The organism is Halobacteriovorax vibrionivorans (genome assembly GCF_003346865.1).
GTDB lineage: Bacteria > Bdellovibrionota > Bacteriovoracia > Bacteriovoracales > Bacteriovoracaceae > Halobacteriovorax_A > Halobacteriovorax_A vibrionivorans.
Genome location: NZ_QDKL01000002.1, coordinates 427,464 through 444,160, shown reverse-complemented (window position 1 = coordinate 444,160; position 16,697 = coordinate 427,464). Strand labels below are relative to the sequence as shown.

The window sequence follows — 16,697 nt, the reverse complement described above, 5'->3', positions numbered from 1 at the left end:
TAAACGTCAATGAGAGAGTTTTTATGAAGTTGATTTTCATCTGTGCATTACTGTGCATAATTTCTTGTCGTCCATCTGAGACGAAAGATCCGTCAAAGTTCAAAATAAAATTACGCTTAAGTCATGTCTTTAGCCCTAAAGAAGACCTAACTCTTTCAATGGATAAAGTAGCTAAACGAATTGATGAAAAAACGAATGGAGCGGTGAAAATTTTAACTTTTCCCCAAGGCCAAATTGCAACTTATAAAGATGGAGTAGAGCTTGTTGCTAGAGGAGCCCATTTTATTTCTGTGGAAGACCCTTCTTATATTGGAGACTATGTTCCTGAGTTCACTGCCCTTGTTGGTCCCATGCTTTATAATAGCTATGATGAATACACAGAGCTGATAAAGACACAGATGGTTAAGGATTGGGCCAAGAAATTAGAAAAACAAGGAATTAAAATACTTTCACTTGAATATATTTTTGGATTTAGGAACCTTATTACGGATAAGGTTGTAAGAACCCCTGAGGACTTAGAAGGAGTAAAACTTAGAACTCCTGGAAGTAAGCTCTTTATTGAGACTTTAAATGCAATGGGGGCAACTGCAACACCTCTTCCTTGGGGGGAGACATTTAGTGCAGTTCAACAGGGTGTTGTCGATGGACTTGAAGGATCTGAATTTACAAATATTAGTACAAAAGTCTATGAGACAGGAAAAAAGAATGTAGCACTTACAAAGCACTTTTTAGGTGTCTGTGGTGTTTATATTTCAACGGAAGTCTGGGCAAAGATTCCTGTGAAGTATCAAAAAATCATACAAGATGAATTTGACTTTGAGGCACGTGAAATGATTAATCTTTTAAAGTCTAAACACTCAAGTGTTGTTAAAAAACTCGAGTCTCATGGGGTTAAATTTAATGAAATAGATCGTGCTTCATTTGAGAAAAGAACGAAGAATGTATTTGAAAGCTTACCTGGAGTAAATCTTCAAATGTATAATAAAATCCAAAATGAGCTTAAAAGTATAAGAGAGCGCATATGAAATTATTTCTAAAAAACTTTGAAGAGATTATTAGCGGAAGCTTTCTTATTATAATGGTTTGCTTAGTTATTTTGAATGTCATCTTACGATATCTTTTTAATTACAGTATATATTGGGCGGAAGAGGTCTCAACGATATGCTTTGTTTGGTCTGTTTTTGTTGGTGCTAGTGCCGTCTATAAAAATAAAATGGATATAGGAATTGATGCTTTAATTGTAAGACTCTCACCAGAAAAAGAAAAGATTGCTAGAACTGTTGCTCACTTACTTACCATATTGATTAACGGCTACATCTTCTATCTAAGTATTGTCTTTACATTTATTGCATATAAGAAACCAACTGCTGTTCTAGGCATAAGTTCAGCTGTTTATAATAGTGCTCTTATCTTTGGCTTTGGCCTTATCTCTTTTCACTCCATTAAGTTTTTAATTGAAGATGTAAAGGGGAGGAGAGCATAATGGAATACTTACCAGTAGCAATTGTTTTCATTCTTTATTTTTCTAGCTTACCAATTGCCTTTGCTCTATTTGGCGCATCGATTTTCTATTTCACATTCATGGATGCAGGAATGCCAACAGACTTAGTCTTACAAAAGTTTATTACTGCAACAGCATCATTTCCACTCTTAGCAATCCCATTCTTTGTCATGGCAGGATCTGTTATGAATTACTCTGGAATTAGTGCAAAGCTTATGCAAATGGCCGATGTGCTTACCGGTCATCTAACTGGTGGCATGGCGCAAGTTAATGTTGTTCTTTCTACATTTATGGGTGGCGTATCTGGTTCTGCCAATGCTGATGCGGCCATGCAAAGTAAGATCCTTGTTCCACAAATGCAAGAGCGTGGCTATAGTAAGGCATTCTCTGCTGCGATTACTGCTGCTTCATCGGCTATCTCACCAGTCATTCCTCCTGGGATTGTTCTTATTATATATGCACTTATTGCTCAGGTTTCAGTAGCTAAAATGTTTGCTGCTGGTTATGCTCCTGGCCTAATTATGGCCGCCGCACTTATGATCACAGTGGCAATTATCTCAAAAAAACGTGGCTATAAGCCAACTCGTGAAATAAAAGCAAATAGTAAAGAAATTGCCATGCAGTTTATTGATTCAATGTGGTCTCTTGCGCTACCATTTGGAGTTATTCTAGGACTACGATTTGGTCTATTCACTCCAACGGAAGCGGGAGCAATCGCCGTCTTAGCATCTGTCCTAATTGGTATTTTGATCTATAAGGAACTTAAGAAAGAACACTTTATCCCTATTATGAAAGATACAATCTATGGAACGGGAACTGTTGTTCTTATTATTGTATCGGCTTCTGTATTTGGTTATTACTTAAATTGGGAACAGATTCCTCAACGACTTACAGAGGTCCTACTAAGCTTAACTCAGAATAAATACGTTATGCTTGCTATTATGAATGTCCTTTTATTAGCAATGGGGATGTTTCTTGAGGGTGGTGCTGCTCTCATTATCATTGCGCCACTTGTTGTTCCTGTGGCGACTCAGCTTGGTATTGATCCAATTCACTTTGGCGCGGTTCTCATCGTTAATATTATGATTGGTGGGGTAACGCCCCCTTTTGGCTCCATGATGTTTACGACTTGTTCCATTACAGGTGTCACAATAGGTGAGTTTGTTAAAGAGATTTGGCCATTCATTATTGCTTTACTGCTAACATTGCTTTTAGTGACGTATTGGCCGGCCGTTGTTTTATTCTTACCAAACTTATTATAGTAAAGTGCGTTACTTTAAGGCGGTGCCATGCACCTTTTGTTTCGCAGTGGCGAAACAAAAGGTGCATGGCACCCTATACCCTATAACTCAGATAAGTACTTAAGAGATCGAATTCGTTTTTCAACATCATAGATTGATGTGACGACCATCAGTTCATCAGGTCGATAGCGAGTGATAAAAGTCTCTAGTTTTTTCTTAACGGTCTCTTTCGATCCAACAAAAGAGAAGTGAAGCATATGCTTTGCCATCATCGCTTCTTCAGGAGACCAATAAGTATTGATATCTTCAATTGGAGGAGAGAATTTCTTTTTAACTCCACGTCTAAGGTTAGCAAAAGATTGCTGTTGGCTTGTTGCTAGAAATTGTGCTTCTTCGTCTGTGTCAGCGATAATAATATTTACCCCTAACATAAAATATGGTTTTTCTTGTTGAGGTGAAGGCTCAAAGCCAGCATGATAAAGATCTAGCGCATCTTGAAGAGCATCAGGTGCAAAGTGTGAAGCAAAAGCATAAGGAAGACCTAAATGAGCTGCTAGCTGCGCACCAAATGTGCTTGAACCTAAAATCCACAATGGAACTTCGCTTGCGTGTCCTGGAGTGGCCACAATTGGATCATTACCACTTTCTTTTGAAAGGAGTCTTTGTAGCTCGACGACATCTTTAGGAAAGTTGTTTGAGCTTTGGGCCGTAGTTCTTAAGGCTTGAACAGTCATTTGATCAGTACCGGGAGCACGCCCAAGGCCTAGATCAATTCGTCCAGGATATAATGCTTCAAGAGTTCCAAATTGTTCCGCAATAACTAGGGGAGAGTGGTTCGGAAGCATAATCCCACCAGCTCCAACTCTAATTTTTTTCGTTTGGGCAGCAAGTAATCCAATAACAACAGAAGTTGCAGCACTGGCAATGGCCGGCATATTGTGATGTTCAGCAACCCAAATACGATTAAATCCAAATTCCTCAACGGCCTGTGCTGTCTTAACAGAATCATTGTATGCATCGCTTAGTTCTTGGCCTTCATTTACAAAGACCAAGTCTAATAATGATAGCTTTGTCTGCATTATAATTCCTCTAGTGTTGGGTAATCTGTGTAGCCAACTTTATCTGGCCCATAGAATGTTTCAAAGACTGGCTCATTAAGAGGAGCATCTTTTTTAAATCGCTCTACTAAATCAGGATTTGCAATGAATGGAACACCAAATGAAATAGCATCGGCAATTCCATCATTAAGGGCCTTTTGTGCCGTTTCTTTTGTAAACTTTTGATTGGCAATAAAGACACCATCAAAGTGTTTCTTTAATTCTGGAAAAAGACTCCCATCATCAAGTGGATCACGTGTGAAGACAAAAGCAATGTCTCTCTTATTGAGTTCTTCTACAACATAGCTAAATAGTGATAAGGGATCAGAGTCACCCATGTCGTGACTATCGCAACGAGGAGCAAGGTGAACGCCAACGCGATCAGCGCCCCATACTTCAATGAGTTCATCTGTGATTTCCAGCAAAAAACGCACTCTGTTTTCAATTGAGCCTCCATATATATCATCTCTCTTATTTGTTGAGTCTTGTAAGAATTGATCGATTAGGTAACCATTGGCAGCGTGAATTTCTACTCCGTCAAATCCAGCTTCCTTAGCATTTATGGCCGCTTGTTTATAGTCTTGGACGATGGCCTTAACTTCTTTTGTCTCTAATGCTCTTGGTGTTTCAAAATTTGTGATAGGTCTAACCTGTGAGACGTGACCCTCTGGCCTAATAGCACTTGGAGCAACAGGTAATTCACCGTCTAAGAACATTGGATGGGAAATTCTACCAACATGCCAAAGTTGCATAAAGATTTTTGAACCTTTCTCTTGAACAGCTTGAGTAATTTTCTTCCAGCCGGCAATTTGCTGTTTTGACCAAATTCCTGGTGTGTTGGCATACCCAACAGCTTTTTTTGTTATGGCAGTGGCCTCAGTTAAGATCATCCCAGCTCCTGCTCTTTGTGTATAGTATTCAAGCATAAGTTCATTTGGGACTCTTTCAACTCCAGCTCTTGCACGAGTAAGAGGGGCCATGATGATACGATTCTTTAGTTTAAGGTGACCTAATTTTATTGGGGAAAATAAATCTGGCATATGTACTCCTAAAATTATAGTTAGATATTTATCAAACAATAGACCCGCTCTTGAAAAAAATCAAGCAATTTGTTAGAATTTTATCTAACAATGAAAAAACAAGAAATAACACTCGATAAGATATTCAAATCACTAGGTGACCCTATAAGAATGGGGGTCATAAAGCAGCTTATTATTTATGAAGAAGGTTGTGGTGATAAAGAAATGACATGCGGCTCGTTCGATTACTGTGTTAATAAGGCCACTTTTTCACATCATGTTAAAAAGCTTATTGAAGCTGGGATTATTTGTGAGCGCACTGAAGGGGTAAAGAAGTACCTCTTTTTAAACCCAGATATTAAAAAGAAATATCCGGGCCTAATTGAGACTGTGAAAAATAGCTGTTTGCCTTGTGACTAAAACCTATGTTCAATACTAAGCATCCAGATTGGATTATCGTCAGTATATTCAAAGAATTCTTCATTATCTTCTCCATATCCTTGAGAAAATCCAGTCTTAATCCTAAAGCCTTTATATTCGTAGAAAACTCCTCCGTAAGCGTCACCTCCAAAGTTTCCGTCGCCATGTGCATTACCTTCTAAAGATAACTCCATTCCAAAACGATGACTTCCTCGTTCTATTAGAACTTTATTAGCTTCTAGTAAGAAGTAGACACGAGATCCTTTTCTGATACTGACAAGTTCAACACCTGTTTCTAATGTAATTCGATCTAGTTCACACTTACAATCATATTGGTTTGTATCGAGTTTAACGACCTTTCCAATTGCTGCTTTGGCCGTGACAAAGACATCATTTGTGTCACCTAATTGATTATCGTACATGGAAGTTGTTTCTGGCGTTAAGTTGTTGTGCTTATAAACATGCCATCTTCTTTGCTGACCGATAGCACCCCAACCACCATCGTCACTATTATTGAATTTCCCAATCCCAGCACCAACTAGGATATAGCTCTTATTGTCATACATCTGTGCATCGAGAATATCATCCCAAGTAATGTCAAGCTTTGTTACTTCATTGAATACTTGTGGATCATTTGGAAAGAGGTCTTGACCTTCTGGTGTGACATCTTTTGTGTATATTTTAGATGAAAGAGCGATCTTCCATGTTTCATTTTCTTTAATGATTGCATTGTCAGCACTTGGTGATATTTCAACTTCAGCTCCAAGCCCATGTGTGTAGCCATGGTCATCATCAACGTAGAAGAGTGAAGGCATTAGGTTTAAAAAAGGATTATCGTTATCCATTTGAATTTTTGTTTTCACATGGGAGCGATCTGCATATAGCTCTTTTTCAATATCGGTCATTTCTGCAAAGGCCTGTGTACTGATTGCACATAGTGAAAAAGCTAAGGCAAGCTTAGTAAACTTCATGGTTGTCTCTCTCGTTATTGTTTTCTTAAATATAAGGGAAAAAGGCCTGGACCATGGCCAGATTGTATTATTTTTATTTAGTGTATAGTTCATAAACGAAACAATTGCGCGAGGCGCATGTAAGTTATTGGAATTAAAGACTGTTTAATAGAGGGCCATAAGGCCATTCTAATACTATTAATTAGATTTTTTTCATATTTTGCATTGTTTTAACGTTTTAAGACCGATACCATTTTCCCATGAAAAAAACACACATCGCGGCTTTAATGATTTTGATTTCAGGAATGACTTTTGCAACTTGTGATCAAAGTAAATTCTACTCAGGACTTCCAACCCATCTTTCAGGTTATGAGTTCAAATCAAAACTATCTAATCTTCTAACGAAGACACATCGTAGTCTTTCTTATGATGATCTTCACCAGGCTTATACGAGATCTGATCGTGATAAGACATATGATGGTGATAATACAATTTTAGATATGTATTCTGAAAATCCAAATGGAAGAGATCCATATAAGTTTAGGGCCGGTCAAAAGAAGTGTGGCCAATACAGAAACGAAGGTGATTGTTACAATCGTGAACATTTATTTCCACAAGGTCTCTTTGGTAAGAGAAGACCAATGAAAACAGATATATTCCATGTTTATCCATCAGATGGAAAAGTGAATGGAATGAGAAGCTCGTACCCATTTGGTGAAGTCGGTGAAGCAAGATGGATTTCAGAAAATGGATCAAAACTTGGAAGAAGTAAAGATCCAGCATATCGCCGTACAGTGTTTGAGCCAATTGATGAGTTCAAGGGTGATATCGCTAGAGCAATGCTTTACTTTGCTGTTCGCTATGAAAGTCGAATTCCAAGCTTTCGTTATAATGACATGACAGATGGTTCTAGAGATCAGACTTATAGCACATGGTTTTTGAAAACACTTTTAAAGTGGCATAAGCAAGATCCAGTAAGTGAGCATGAAAGATATCGAAATGATCAAGCATGTCGATATCAGAAAAACAGAAACCCATTCATCGATCATCCTGAGTGGGCCTTAGCAATTTGGGAAGTTCAATAGACCAATGCTAAAAATCATCTTAACTCTTATTATAACATTTATATTTCTTGTACCTTTCTTCTCCACACCAATTGGAGAAGAATTGTATTTGAATTATCAAGACACAAAACTGCATGAAACGATTTACTGCCAATATGTAGAATGGTTTGGTGCTGAAGGTTTTGAAAAGATTAAATACTCAGTAAAATGTAAACTCTTACGATAATAAAGTTTAGTTTTACAAATTTCACACCATTGACATTCATCAAACTGCTATCATCTTAATAGTGAGGAAGAGGATACCTTTTGGAGGTCTCGGTCATGAAAAAGTTGAATGTTTTCGTATTTATGTTCAGTTTGCTTTTTGCTTCCTTCTCCCTTGCCCAAGCTGATAACGTTAGGGCATTAATGATGGCACTCGATGACGAGTATAAGGCACGTGCAATTTATTCTAGAGTTTTGGATGACTTCGGTAGAGTTCGCCCATTTTCAAAAATTATTTATTCAGAACAAAGACATATTGATGCACTAATTCCTTTCTTTGCAAAATATGGAGTCGATGTGCCAGACGATTCATACTACGGGAGAGTTCCTGGGTATGATTCAATTCAACAAGCCTGTGAAGTCGCAATTATAGGAGAGATGGCCAATGCTGAATTATATAATAAGATTTTTGAATTGGCCGATGACCCTGATCTGATTGCAGTATTTGAAAATTTACAGTGGGTTAGTCAAAATCGTCATTTACCAGCTTTTCAAAGGTGTGCTGAATGATTCAGCATATTGTGTTCGTTGACATCCTAGCTCCCTTGATTTCACCCTCTCACGAAATCAAGGGAGTCTAGATTCGAGTTCCCATAACCATAACTTCATTCTTATTTACATTTAGCTGTCTCAAAATACAGTCGTAATCAAGGCTATGTAATTTCTTTTTAAAGCTTTGGAGAATATCGTAGCTGTCACTTCCTTTAAACTTAATGGTAAAGACAAAGTTTTTGCATTTTTGAGGTGTGGCCCAAGTTTCTATTAATTCAAGAATTCTATCTGGAGTACAAATTATATCTGAAACCACCCAATCAAAACCATCCTCAGTCATAAACTTGAAAGCATCTTCTGCGCTGAAGTTCACTTTTGGCATAAGGTCTTCTCTTAGGGGAGAGCGATCAATTGATGTGACTTGTGCTCCTTGATTGAGGGCGACGTAACTCCATCCTCCTGGACATGCTCCAAGATCTACTAATGTTTCATCTTCTTTTATTTCATTTCCAAGTACGAGTTGCGCTTCTACAAGTTTTTTAAATGCTCTTGATGGTGCCTGCTTATCATCGGTAATCGTTGTGTAGCCACCTGGGAATGGACTAAGAAGATGATCATATTCTTGCCTTTTTACTTTATCGAGAATTGAAATCTTGATGCTTCGATCAGGATAAATACAGGCCTTAATAAGTGGGCAGTCTTTGAAATGAAACTTTCCTCTCTTTATTCCTTCTTTTCTTAAATTCTTAGCAAGTTTTTGAGATAATAACTCACTGCGGCCACTGGTTACGACTCCGTACTTATTAGAAATACTAAAGACTTGATAGGCTGTTTGTGAAATATTACTCTTCTTTAAAAGATTAACTATCAAAGAGCTCTGTTCTCCAATGCTTCCAGCTGGAATAGTTTGGGTTTCTGGTAAAATGTCCAGAGCAAGACCAAGATAGCTCTTTCTTAATGGTGTTTTTTCATCAATTTCTAAAATCGGTAGCCCATCAGGACTTGTGATTTGAGACTTCTTGATGGAAAATTCATCCATGACCTCATCTCTGAGGAACTTTTTCCAGGTGTTATCTTTTGGCATTAGTAGGTGCATAAATGAGAACCTAGCGAGAAAATTAAGTTCCGTAGAGGGAAAATGTAAAATTTTCTAGATTAATAGAAGGATAAGTATGTATTCAAGCTCAAGAAGATATCGCAAGAATGATTGGTGGGACTTTATGACTGTTATTGACCAGGAGTTAGACAGAGATGAAGGCCCAATGACTTACTATTATATTCTTGATGAGCTTAAATGGCGTATGGTGGACTCTGTATCAGAGGGCGAGACTTTTAAAATTAAGAAAAAGGCCCAAGAATTAAAAGATCGTATGGAAAAGAGTAAAGAGAGTTGGAGTCTTGATTCTGATGCGACTCTTATTGAATTAAACTCTTTATTAGAATTTCTTATTTAAATTTATATTACTGATCTATATCATGAACAGATTAAGTAGATTTGATAAAATTAATTATGAAAAAGAATCTAAAAATCACTCTATTTTCTCTTTTTACAATTATCTCATGTGCGGCCATTGGCTACTTTGCCTCTGATTCACAAGAAACCACCACAACTGAAAGATGGGTTTTCTTCGACCTTGGGGATACGATAGTTAACACAAAAGAAAGTGGGAATTATCACTATTATCCTGGTGCTTTGGAGTATATACGCTCCTTAAAAGAAATGGGTATTAAGGTTGCTATTATTTCTAATATTCCTGAGTCATTTGGTGAAACCTACGATCAGAAAATTGAGTCACTCAATCAATATGTAAAGGCCCATTGGAATGATCAAGACCAATTTGACCTTACTATCTTTCATAAGGTTTACATTCCAATGAGTAATGATGAGCTAAAGCCCGCGCCATACATATTTAATAAGGCGCTAGACGAAACTGGTCGCCATCCAAGCCTTTATATTTCTGAAGCTTTTGATGAAGTTGAAGCAGCAAAGCAACTTGGTTTTGCTGGATTCCACTTCGCCGCTGGTGTAGGGCAGGAGAAAGTTGAGTCAACTCTTTATATTGAACTCAGTAAAATCGTGGACTATATCGATCAAAATAGTCATCTCTAAAGTCTAAATATATTACGTATTTGTCGTTACCTAGAATAAGCCTCTTGAGTCGAGGCTTTTCTTATGGCATATTGTAGAGTAATCGTCTAGACAACTTGTCTATAGGAAGTGAAAGTGAAGCAGGATTCGAAAGAGGCCATTTATGAAGGCGTTCTTAATTTATTAGATGAAGTTCCCATTTTAGATTTAAGTGTTTCAAAGCTAAAGAAGCATACTGGTCTATCAACAGGAACTTTTTATTATCATTTTCCAAATGGTATTGAAGATATCTTTAAATCATTATTCGTTAAATTAACCTCAAGAATTAGAAATGAAGTTTATCAAGCTGCTATATCGGCCAAAACAATTGATGAGACATTAGACGCGTTGGTTACAACATATTTCAATTGGCATAAGAACAATTTAAGAGAGAGTAGTTTTTTTTGGAGAGTGTCTGAATCTGGCTTCTCTGAGATTCGCCACCTTATTCAAAAAGAGTATCGCTCCCTATCTACTAAGATCTATGAAGTCTTATGTGAGCAAGGAGAGTCTGAAGGTGTAAAAGTCATTTCTCCAAATATTTTAGATGCCTTTCTTTACGGAGCTGCAAGAGAGCTTATCCATTCTTGGATAGGGCGAGGGCGAAGAGAAGAAGAATTTGAAAAAATGCGAGTTGAATTTATCGATGCACTACACCGTGCATGTATTGATAAGAATTAAGGGATATACGAGGAAAATATGGATAAGATTTGGCTAGATAGCTACTCTAAAAATGCATCATTTGAGATTAACCCAGATAGCTACAATAGTATTGTCGAAGTAATAGATGAAACTTGTAGTAAGTATCAGGACCGCTCAGCATTTATAAATATGGATGTTGAGATGACTTATGGTGAAGTTGCTCAAAAATCGGATGCCTTTGCTAATTACTTAATCGAAGAGCTAAAATTGAAAAAAGGTGATGTCATCATGATACAGATGCCAAACCTTCTACAATATCCTGTTGCCCTTTACGGGGCCTTTAAGGCCGGCCTAATTGTTGTTAATACGAATCCTCTATACACTGAAAGAGAGGTTAAAAAAGTTTTAAAAGACTCTGGAGCAAAGGCAATTGTTATTTGTAGTAACTTTGTCTCAAAACTTGAAGCGGCCATGGCCGATAGTAAGATTGAGCATGTAATTACAACTGATATTGGAGACTTTTTTCCTTTCTTAAAAAGAAACCTCGTTAATTTTACCATCAAATATATTAAGAAGATGGTTCCATCTTATAAAGGAACATACACGTCTTTAAACACCGCTATTGATAGAGGAAGTAAGCTAAAAGCATCATATCCAAAGCTTTTAAATACTGACATTGCACTTCTTCAATACACTGGTGGAACGACTGGGAAAACAAAGGCCGCTGTACTTACTCACCGAAATATTATTGCTAATATGCTTCAAATGGCCGTTTGGATTAAGTCTGGTCTAGGGGAGGGAGAGTATAAAGTTCTGGCCCCTCTACCAATTTATCATGTCTTTACATTCTCTGTTAATATTCTTGGTTTCTTCTATATGGGAACAACTAATTTATTAATTACTAATCCACGTGATCTCGATTCTGTTGTAAAAGATATAAAAAACCATAGGCCTGAAGTCGCAACAATTGTGAATACTTTATTGCAGGCATTGCTTAATCATCAAGAATTTCAAAAGCTGGATCTAAGTTATATGAAATTGAGTGTTGCTGGTGGTATGGCACTGAAAGTAGCAGTTAAGAAAAAATGGGAAGAGATAACTAAGTCAAGTGTCGTCGAAGGTTATGGCCTAACTGAAGCTTCTCCTGTTGTAACATGTAACCCAGTTGATGGAAGAGATATCGCTGGATCGATTGGTATTCCACTTCCTTCGACAGATATCAAGATCGTTGATGAGCAAGAAAATGAGCTGGGCCTTAACGAAGAAGGGGAGTTGTGTGTGAAAGGTCCCCAAGTTATGCAAGGTTATTGGAAACAAGAAGAAGAGACAGCTAAGACATTTACTAAAGATGGATGGCTTAAAACAGGTGACTTTGCTTGTATTGATGAAAAAGGCTTTGTTAAAATTCTTGATCGTAAAAAAGATATGATAGTCGTATCTGGCTTTAACGTTTATCCAAATGAAGTGGAAGAAGTTCTTCTTGAACTTGACGGTGTTCAGGATGTTGCGGCAATTGGAGTCGATAATGAAAAGTCAGGAGAGGTTGTAAAAGTCTTTATCGTAAAGAATAAAGAAATTACAAAAGATGATATTAAGAACTTTTCTAAGAAGAATCTTGCTGGTTATAAAGTACCAAAAGAGATTGAGTTTAGAGATGAGTTACCAAAGAATAATGTTGGAAAAGTTCTAAGAAGAGAACTTCGCTAGAAACTCTTTCATTTCATCTTTCCAAATAAGACTGCGGGCCTTTGGATTACATCTTGTTGGCGTTGGCCAATACCAGATATGATCAATAAGGTCTGCACTAAGTCCATTTTGTTCGAAGAAGCCTTCAAGTAAGTTTTCAATTCCTTTTTTTCTACGACAAGTAAAGAACATAGGCTTTGTTTTCAATAACTTTTTAAACTTTGGTGAGGCATGTTTAAAGTCCACGTTATTTTTCTTATGGGCCGCAAATAAAACAGTATCAGAAGGATCGTCTTTATCTTTATTTGGAACCTTGGCAATATTTACTATATTGCTCATAGCAATGCCCCACTTTTCTAAGAAGGCATACTTTTCTTCAATAGTAAGTTTTCGAGCTTCTTTTTCTGGTTCAAACAAGAATTGTAAAACTTTCCAAAAGTGATTGCGATTATTATTGTAATAAAAGAATTCACCATCGGGTTTTTCACCATTTACAGTACGAGCATTAATAGAGCCCATAGTTCCTAGAATAATTAAATTGGTTTCTCCCTTTGGGATAAATAGAGGAATTTCATCTTGATGTGTAGCCATATACCTAGGGTATCATAAATAGAAGAAATTATGCTAAAATTAGAAGGTGAAAAATAAATGTAAGCTAAGAGCTCTTCTCTTTCTCCTTTTGAATATAAATGTACTCGCTATAAGTGTGAATATTAGCACTTATAAATCACGAAATGAGATCGTAAAGAGGGAATCTGAGAGTTTTGGTCGATATATTGTTGTAAAATTTGGTGTCTTTGATTTAAAGACTAAAAAGCTAAAGGTTAGTGGTGCAAGTGTAATTAATAAATATCAAGAAGAAGATCTTAATTGCCTAGAGCCTATAATTAAAAGCGCAACAATGAGTGAGACTCAACTAGAGGACTTTTCAAAGTTTGTTGAATTTAATGATCGTTTTTTTCAAACGCAGTATGGTGTCTTAGTTGAAAAGTCATGCCTTGAAAAATCCAATCGTAAATATATCGAGTCAAATATTTTAAAGTCATATAAAGATGGCCTTAGTTGTTTACAAGAGCTTGATGGTGAAGGCTCGAAAGAATTACTTCTTAAAATGAACAATCTCTTTAGTGAGCCTGATAATAAACCAAAGATCTTTTGTTCAGAAACAAATGCAGATATTAAGTCCAAAGGAATTAATTGGACTGATGCTAAAGCCTATGCCAGCGCTTCAGATGAATTTAGTAGTAATGAAATGAAGCATCCGTTTATCTCTTTAGGACAACAGTGGCGTTGGCAAGATAATGCTTATAGTTTCCGTGGTACACTTTTTCATGAGTTCATTCACAATACAGGATGTATTCATACTAAGACTATAGAGAAGTCTTATACTTGTCAGACATGTTGCTTTAGTGAAATCGATAATCCTAATGCAATGATGAGCCCTGCTCAAAGTGCAGTCGAGCAAAAAGAAGTTGCTTGTAAAATATGTCGTTCTACTTATGAAGGGATTACAGATAAGAACTACTTAAGAGATTATGCCAAATTTAGTATTCTCGGCGGACAGACCTCGTTTCTTCTACCAGTTTTAAAAAGCTATATGAAAGAGCGCCCTGGCGATGACTTTGCTGTGGAGATCTTTGTTGAAGCAGATAATAACGGGCCGTTAGCGAAAGCACTTTTATCAAATAAAGGGCCCGTTACAAAGTATGAATTACTAGCTGAAATCGTTAAGGAGTATGCAAAAGGTAATTATGTCCAATCAGCTAAGTTTATTAGAAAATTAAAGCAAGAGCGTAAGTACTTTACAAACAATCAATACTCTTCGATTTATGAAGAAATAGAAAAAGATCTGCTATTTATGTCCTTTGGAAACCCTGAAATAAAGCTCCAAGCAAATAACCCATTCAATAGTCTTTTTAAGCAATCCAAAGACTTTCTCTCTTCTCCTGTTAGCTTAAAATAGCAATTTGAAGCTTTTCAAAAATGTAATCTTTAAAAACCTTAACATGCTTTGGGATATGTTTAGAAGGTGGAGAGAGAACGAATAGAGAACGTTTGAAATAGGTAAATTCTGGCAAAACTTTTGTAAATATATTTGTCGCAATTTCTTTCTTGCAATAAAAAGTTGGAAGGGTTGCAATGCCTTGTGAGTTACTCACATATTGCTTTAATAGTGGAAAAGAGTTTGTTGAAAAATGACTTTGTAGGTCACTTAATTTCTTCTTTGTTAATGGCGTCCCATAAACATCTTTTAATAATCCAATAGAGTGATGTTTTAAATCATCTTCTTTAAAGATTCGTTCATTAGTATTTAGATATTGACTTGAGGCAAAAAGGGCAACTTCAATATCGCATACTTTCTTTTGAATTAAGTTCGAGTCTTTTAGTTTCCCAATTCTTAATGCAAGATTGAGTTGGTGCTCCTTAAAATCAAGAATATCATTCGTTGAATAAATCTCTATCCTTATGGAAGGGTATATTCCCATGAACTCATTTATTAGTTCCATTAAAATCTCTTGTGAGAGGTCTTCTGGAGCTGTTAGTTTAATGACTCCTCTCATCTCATCATTATTTGTTTGGAGTTCTTTGACAGAACTTTCTAAGGCTTCTATTGGCTGTCTAATTGATTGGAGTAGGTGCACTCCCTGTTGCGTAAGTGATATTCCCCTTGGCCCACGTATGAGCAAGTTTGATTCAATTAAGTTTTCGAGCTTAACTAAGTCGCGACTAATCTTAGACTTTGGATGACCTAGTGCCTTTGCTGCTTTTGTTAAACTTCCTAGTTTTGCAACTTTTTCAAAAATCTTAAGTAAATTAAAGTCCATTATATTGCCCCGTAGAGTGTTCTCTTATAAGAACATTCTACGGGTATTTTTATGGATTATGCAACATTACTCATATTTAGTGACTCATTCATCTGTAGTGTTTGTGAAATTAACTTCTTCCCGGCATCATTAATTTCTCTTAATGTTTGCTTTAAACTGTCTTTGAAATTACCCAGGTCGCGTAGGAGTCCATGAAGTTCACCTGAAGATGTTGATAATTTTGCAGCTTCAATCTTTCCACTTATGCTTACCATCTCTAAACCAATTGATAACTTCTTTACATCATTACAAACACGCTCAAAAGTTCGAAACTCTTTTTGAATTTCTTGAAGGCTATCTTTTGCACGTTTTATTTGTTCAATTCGCAATGTATTTAAAATTTCCATTTCATTGGATTTTTGAATTGGTGTTGGCTTTGTTTCATTCTCAAAGAAATTATGTATCTCTTGCTGAAGAATCGAATTACAAACATAGAATTGGCATTCTTTTACCTTTTGCTGCACTATCTTTCCTGATTCCACAAATTTATTTATTTCAGTGTGTATTTCTTTGGCAAGATTATCGTACTGTGAAGAGATCGTTGCAAGGGAAGCGGCTTCTTCACCAATTCGTGCAGACTGAACTTCTAGATTCATTGGTACAAGTGAAGTTTTCTGATATTCCTCAAAAATTAATTCTGACTTATTCTCAAGAGTTGCCCCTGAGTTCAATGCTTCTTCAAGTAACTGTAATGCGTTTATAGGTCTTTCTCCAAGCTCTATTTGTCTTGAATTTAGTTCTGCCATTAGTGCTTCAATCATAAATTGTTTGTAGTCCTGAAAACCAAGATCTTTTACAACTGAAATTAGAATATCTTGAGACTCTTTTGGTGAGAGCCTCTTCTTCTTTTCAAGATGATATAACTCTTCATACTTCTCTTGAATGATTGCAAAGTATTTACTGCTTGGTTTGAGTCTTACTGATAAGTAGCCATCATCAATTGGTGAGACTAGCGCAAATACCCAGTAATTACTTCCGTCTTTAGCTTGATTGTTAACGTATGCACCGATCATCTCATTGCGGCCAATGGTATCCCAAAGAAGTGAAAAAACGCCTCGTGGCATTGTTGGATGCCTGACAACCTTATGTGGTTTACCCAGCATTTCATCCCATTCATATTGGCTTACTCGTTGAAATACAGAATTACCTGATTCGATAATTCCCTTTTTGTTGGTTCTTGAAAAAAATAATTCATCATAGCCGAAGCTACTTTCTCCTTCTGTCACTCTCTCTCCCTAATTGTAATTAAATTCATTTATCCTCTCGTAATTTATATTATTGATATTACGTCGGTAAAAAAAGATGATTGTTCTCACTGAATTAATTTCC

Annotated in this window: 19 protein-coding genes; 12 read left to right on the top strand and 7 right to left on the bottom strand. The window is 36.5% G+C overall.

Annotated elements, in window-relative coordinates; translation table 11 throughout:
* Positions 1 to 23 precede the first annotated feature (23 nt).
* From DAY19_RS07925 to DAY19_RS07915, 3 genes are read left to right on the top strand one after another with little or no spacing between them, the layout of a single operon-like run.
* Entirely contained in the window at positions 24 to 1,025 is a 1,002-nt protein-coding gene (locus tag DAY19_RS07925) for a C4-dicarboxylate TRAP transporter substrate-binding protein (protein ID WP_115361145.1), read from the top strand.
* Complete coding sequence (locus tag DAY19_RS07920; protein WP_115361143.1) at positions 1,022 to 1,483, top strand: TRAP transporter small permease; 462 nt, start codon at positions 1,022 to 1,024, stop codon at positions 1,481 to 1,483. Before DAY19_RS07925 ends, DAY19_RS07920 begins: the two co-directional genes overlap by 4 nt.
* Positions 1,483 to 2,763: a TRAP transporter large permease gene (locus DAY19_RS07915; RefSeq protein ID WP_115361141.1), complete on the top strand. Its 1,281-nt coding sequence runs from the start codon at positions 1,483 to 1,485 to the stop codon at positions 2,761 to 2,763. Before DAY19_RS07920 ends, DAY19_RS07915 begins: the two co-directional genes overlap by 1 nt.
* Positions 2,764 to 2,843: 80 nt before the next feature.
* Here DAY19_RS07915 and DAY19_RS07910 read toward each other — a convergent pair whose 3' ends face one another.
* Together DAY19_RS07910 and DAY19_RS07905 are read right to left on the bottom strand one after the other, a co-directional pair.
* Positions 2,844 to 3,821: an LLM class flavin-dependent oxidoreductase gene (locus tag DAY19_RS07910; RefSeq protein WP_115361139.1), complete on the bottom strand. Its 978-nt coding sequence runs from the start codon at positions 3,819 to 3,821 to the stop codon at positions 2,844 to 2,846.
* The gene (locus tag DAY19_RS07905; protein WP_115361137.1) at positions 3,821 to 4,879 is read right to left on the bottom strand and encodes an alkene reductase; all 1,059 of its coding nucleotides are present in this window, start codon (positions 4,877 to 4,879) and stop codon (positions 3,821 to 3,823) included. Before DAY19_RS07905 ends, DAY19_RS07910 begins: the two co-directional genes overlap by 1 nt.
* A 90-nt stretch (positions 4,880 to 4,969) precedes the next feature.
* Between DAY19_RS07905 and DAY19_RS07900 the strand changes: the two genes are divergently transcribed.
* Positions 4,970 to 5,278: an ArsR/SmtB family transcription factor gene (locus tag DAY19_RS07900; protein WP_115361135.1), complete on the top strand. Its 309-nt coding sequence runs from the start codon at positions 4,970 to 4,972 to the stop codon at positions 5,276 to 5,278.
* Here DAY19_RS07900 and DAY19_RS07895 read toward each other — a convergent pair.
* Positions 5,275 to 6,249, bottom strand: a complete 975-nt coding sequence (locus tag DAY19_RS07895) for a hypothetical protein (RefSeq protein WP_115361133.1) — start codon at positions 6,247 to 6,249, stop codon at positions 5,275 to 5,277. The two genes, DAY19_RS07900 and DAY19_RS07895, sit on opposite strands and share 4 nt — an antisense overlap.
* 239 nt (positions 6,250 to 6,488) lie before the next feature.
* Between DAY19_RS07895 and DAY19_RS07890 the strand changes: the two genes are divergently transcribed.
* The 3 genes from DAY19_RS07890 to DAY19_RS07880 all read left to right on the top strand — a co-directional run bounded on the left by DAY19_RS07890 (position 6,489) and on the right by DAY19_RS07880 (position 8,066).
* Entirely contained in the window at positions 6,489 to 7,313 is an 825-nt protein-coding gene (locus tag DAY19_RS07890; protein WP_115361131.1) for an HNH endonuclease signature motif containing protein, read from the top strand.
* 4 nt (positions 7,314 to 7,317) lie between these two features.
* Positions 7,318 to 7,518 (top strand): hypothetical protein, encoded by a 201-nt coding sequence (locus DAY19_RS07885; protein ID WP_115361129.1) that lies wholly within the window; start codon positions 7,318 to 7,320, stop codon positions 7,516 to 7,518.
* Between the two features lie 95 nt (positions 7,519 to 7,613).
* Complete coding sequence (locus DAY19_RS07880; RefSeq protein ID WP_115361127.1) at positions 7,614 to 8,066, top strand: ferritin-like domain-containing protein; 453 nt, start codon at positions 7,614 to 7,616, stop codon at positions 8,064 to 8,066.
* Positions 8,067 to 8,133: 67 nt separating this feature from the next.
* Here DAY19_RS07880 and DAY19_RS07875 read toward each other — a convergent pair whose 3' ends face one another.
* Complete coding sequence (locus DAY19_RS07875) at positions 8,134 to 9,144, bottom strand: SAM-dependent methyltransferase (RefSeq protein ID WP_115361125.1); 1,011 nt, start codon at positions 9,142 to 9,144, stop codon at positions 8,134 to 8,136.
* Between the two features lie 76 nt (positions 9,145 to 9,220).
* On the opposite strand from DAY19_RS07875, the gene DAY19_RS07870 reads away from it, so the two are divergent.
* From DAY19_RS07870 to DAY19_RS07855, 4 genes are all read left to right on the top strand, one after another.
* On the top strand, positions 9,221 to 9,502 hold the full coding sequence (locus DAY19_RS07870; protein ID WP_115361123.1) for a hypothetical protein: 282 nt from the start codon (positions 9,221 to 9,223) through the stop codon (positions 9,500 to 9,502).
* Between the two features lie 56 nt (positions 9,503 to 9,558).
* Positions 9,559 to 10,158: an HAD family hydrolase gene (locus tag DAY19_RS07865; protein ID WP_115361121.1), complete on the top strand. Its 600-nt coding sequence runs from the start codon at positions 9,559 to 9,561 to the stop codon at positions 10,156 to 10,158.
* A gap of 114 nt (positions 10,159 to 10,272) precedes the next feature.
* Positions 10,273 to 10,857, top strand: a complete 585-nt coding sequence (locus DAY19_RS07860) for a TetR/AcrR family transcriptional regulator (protein WP_158536840.1) — start codon at positions 10,273 to 10,275, stop codon at positions 10,855 to 10,857.
* An 18-nt stretch (positions 10,858 to 10,875) separates the two neighbouring features.
* Positions 10,876 to 12,525: an AMP-binding protein gene (locus tag DAY19_RS07855; RefSeq protein ID WP_115361117.1), complete on the top strand. Its 1,650-nt coding sequence runs from the start codon at positions 10,876 to 10,878 to the stop codon at positions 12,523 to 12,525.
* On the opposite strand, the gene DAY19_RS07850 is transcribed toward DAY19_RS07855, so the two are convergent.
* Complete coding sequence (locus DAY19_RS07850) at positions 12,505 to 13,095, bottom strand: uracil-DNA glycosylase family protein (protein WP_115361115.1); 591 nt, start codon at positions 13,093 to 13,095, stop codon at positions 12,505 to 12,507. The two genes, DAY19_RS07855 and DAY19_RS07850, sit on opposite strands and share 21 nt — an antisense overlap.
* A gap of 46 nt (positions 13,096 to 13,141) precedes the next feature.
* On the opposite strand from DAY19_RS07850, the gene DAY19_RS07845 reads away from it, so the two are divergent.
* Complete coding sequence (locus DAY19_RS07845) at positions 13,142 to 14,467, top strand: hypothetical protein (protein ID WP_115361113.1); 1,326 nt, start codon at positions 13,142 to 13,144, stop codon at positions 14,465 to 14,467.
* Here the strand turns inward: DAY19_RS07845 and DAY19_RS07840 are convergent.
* Together DAY19_RS07840 and DAY19_RS07835 are read right to left on the bottom strand one after the other, a co-directional pair.
* Positions 14,454 to 15,329 carry a LysR family transcriptional regulator gene (locus tag DAY19_RS07840; protein WP_115361111.1) on the bottom strand — a complete coding sequence of 292 codons (876 nt, stop codon included), beginning with the start codon at positions 15,327 to 15,329 and terminating at the stop codon, positions 14,454 to 14,456. The two genes, DAY19_RS07845 and DAY19_RS07840, sit on opposite strands and share 14 nt — an antisense overlap.
* 56 nt (positions 15,330 to 15,385) lie before the next feature.
* Positions 15,386 to 16,594 carry a hypothetical protein gene (locus DAY19_RS07835; RefSeq protein ID WP_115361109.1) on the bottom strand — a complete coding sequence of 403 codons (1,209 nt, stop codon included), beginning with the start codon at positions 16,592 to 16,594 and terminating at the stop codon, positions 15,386 to 15,388.
* Between the last annotated feature and the right edge of the window lie 103 nt (positions 16,595 to 16,697).

Coding starts and splice junctions, on each gene's coding strand:
- DAY19_RS07925 (WP_115361145.1), top strand. CDS start 24: ATGAAGTTGATTTTCATCTGTGCATTACTGTGCATAATTTCTTGTCGT.
- DAY19_RS07920 (WP_115361143.1), top strand. CDS start 1,022: ATGAAATTATTTCTAAAAAACTTTGAAGAGATTATTAGCGGAAGCTTT.
- DAY19_RS07915 (WP_115361141.1), top strand. CDS start 1,483: ATGGAATACTTACCAGTAGCAATTGTTTTCATTCTTTATTTTTCTAGC.
- DAY19_RS07910 (WP_115361139.1), bottom strand. CDS start 3,821: ATGCAGACAAAGCTATCATTATTAGACTTGGTCTTTGTAAATGAAGGC.
- DAY19_RS07905 (WP_115361137.1), bottom strand. CDS start 4,879: ATGCCAGATTTATTTTCCCCAATAAAATTAGGTCACCTTAAACTAAAG.
- DAY19_RS07900 (WP_115361135.1), top strand. CDS start 4,970: ATGAAAAAACAAGAAATAACACTCGATAAGATATTCAAATCACTAGGT.
- DAY19_RS07895 (WP_115361133.1), bottom strand. CDS start 6,249: ATGAAGTTTACTAAGCTTGCCTTAGCTTTTTCACTATGTGCAATCAGT.
- DAY19_RS07890 (WP_115361131.1), top strand. CDS start 6,489: ATGAAAAAAACACACATCGCGGCTTTAATGATTTTGATTTCAGGAATG.
- DAY19_RS07885 (WP_115361129.1), top strand. CDS start 7,318: ATGCTAAAAATCATCTTAACTCTTATTATAACATTTATATTTCTTGTA.
- DAY19_RS07880 (WP_115361127.1), top strand. CDS start 7,614: ATGAAAAAGTTGAATGTTTTCGTATTTATGTTCAGTTTGCTTTTTGCT.
- DAY19_RS07875 (WP_115361125.1), bottom strand. CDS start 9,144: ATGCACCTACTAATGCCAAAAGATAACACCTGGAAAAAGTTCCTCAGA.
- DAY19_RS07870 (WP_115361123.1), top strand. CDS start 9,221: ATGTATTCAAGCTCAAGAAGATATCGCAAGAATGATTGGTGGGACTTT.
- DAY19_RS07865 (WP_115361121.1), top strand. CDS start 9,559: ATGAAAAAGAATCTAAAAATCACTCTATTTTCTCTTTTTACAATTATC.
- DAY19_RS07855 (WP_115361117.1), top strand. CDS start 10,876: ATGGATAAGATTTGGCTAGATAGCTACTCTAAAAATGCATCATTTGAG.
- DAY19_RS07850 (WP_115361115.1), bottom strand. CDS start 13,095: ATGGCTACACATCAAGATGAAATTCCTCTATTTATCCCAAAGGGAGAA.
- DAY19_RS07840 (WP_115361111.1), bottom strand. CDS start 15,329: ATGGACTTTAATTTACTTAAGATTTTTGAAAAAGTTGCAAAACTAGGA.